Consider the following 1398-nt stretch of genomic DNA (forward strand, 5'->3'; position numbering starts at 1 on the left):
GCTCCCGCGCGCACCCCACCCGGCGCCTTACGCCTTCTGCACGCACGCGTCCTCGCCGAAGATGCCAAAACCGCAGACAAGATCAAACCCGCGTGTTAATAATCTGCAGACCCTAAGCGCGTATCCAGAAGTTCTGCGCGTAACAGGGCGTGAGACCGTCCAGATGGACAGGCATTGACAGGGGCCTCGCCGGGGGTTGGATCGAGGTTGCTGAGACCATCATTCCCTGCCCCGGCGAGGTCGTGGTCAGTATGCGCCCTCCTGTCGTGTTCGCCAATGCTCCGGCCACGTCGATCGAGCACCTGCAGACGGAGTTACGAGGCCGCTGGCGGCAGGCGACGCGGGCGGTGATGGTGCTGTTGTCGCTGCACGGGCTGTCGGCAGCACAGATCGCTGACCTGCTCGACTACGACCCGGGTACCGTGCGCCGCTGGATCGGGCGGTTCAACCGGCTGGGCGTGGCGGGCCTGGCCGACCAGCCCCGGCCTGGACGTCCACGGCGCGGCGGCCGACGGCTGGTGCAGCGCATCACCAGGCTGCTGGCCCGGCCCGGACCGTGGACGATCCCCAGGCTGTGGCGGTCGCTGAACCGACCCGCCCTGAGCCGGCGCACGCTCTATCGGCGCGTGCGACTGGTGGGCATCTGGCGACGCCCGAAGCTGATCGCCAAGGGTGATCCGGACCGCTGGCGGGCGGTGCTCGACATCGCCGCGCGGCTGCGCACGCTGCCGCGCGGGACGGTGGTCTGGGCCGCCGATGAGACCCACGTGCATTGGCTGGCGCACGTCCGGGCGAGCTGGACGTTGCGCACCCACCGTCCGCAGGTTGCGACGCCGGGTAAGAACCGACAAGTCACCGTGCTCGGCGCGCTGGAGATGACCACCGGGCGGTGGGTGTATCGGCTGGGTCGTCGGCGCGCGGCCGACTTCCTGCTCCTGCTCGATGCGGTGCTCGCCGCGTTCCCGGCCGCCCCGGCGGTCGTGGTGATCTGCGACAACGACAGCATCCACCATGCCAAAGTCGTCACCGCCTATCTAGCCCACCATCCTCGTCTGGAGTTGCTGTACGGGGCGCGCTACAGCCCGCACGACAACCCGGTCGAACGCGTCTGGGCGGCGCTGAAGGCATTCATCGCCAACACCGCTGTCACCTGGCCCGGCCGCCTCAGACAGATCCATGCCTTCTTCCGCGCCCGCTCACCCGACCAGTTCCTGACCGCGGCGATTCCCGAGGTCAGCCCCTGGCTCCCCGCCGGTTACAAGCGGAACTACTGGAATGCCGCTTAGGGTCTGCAGATTATTAACACGCGGGTTTGATCTTGTCTGCGGTTTTGGCATCTTCGGCGAGGACGCGTGCGTGCAGAAGGCGTAAGGCGCCGGGTGGGGTGCGCGCGGGAGC

General features: G+C 68.2%; 1 protein-coding gene. It reads left to right on the forward strand.

Annotation, left to right across the window (positions count from 1 at the left end; translation table 11 throughout):
- Positions 1 to 251 precede the first annotated feature (251 nt).
- The gene (locus FVE25_RS53615; RefSeq protein WP_157255258.1) at positions 252 to 1286 is read left to right on the forward strand and encodes an IS630 family transposase; all 1035 of its coding nucleotides are present in this window, start codon (positions 252 to 254) and stop codon (positions 1284 to 1286) included.
- Positions 1287 to 1398: the final 112 nt, after the last annotated feature.

Origin of the sequence: Nonomuraea typhae (genome assembly GCF_009760925.1) — a bacterium.
Lineage (GTDB): Bacteria > Actinomycetota > Actinomycetes > Streptosporangiales > Streptosporangiaceae > Nonomuraea > Nonomuraea typhae.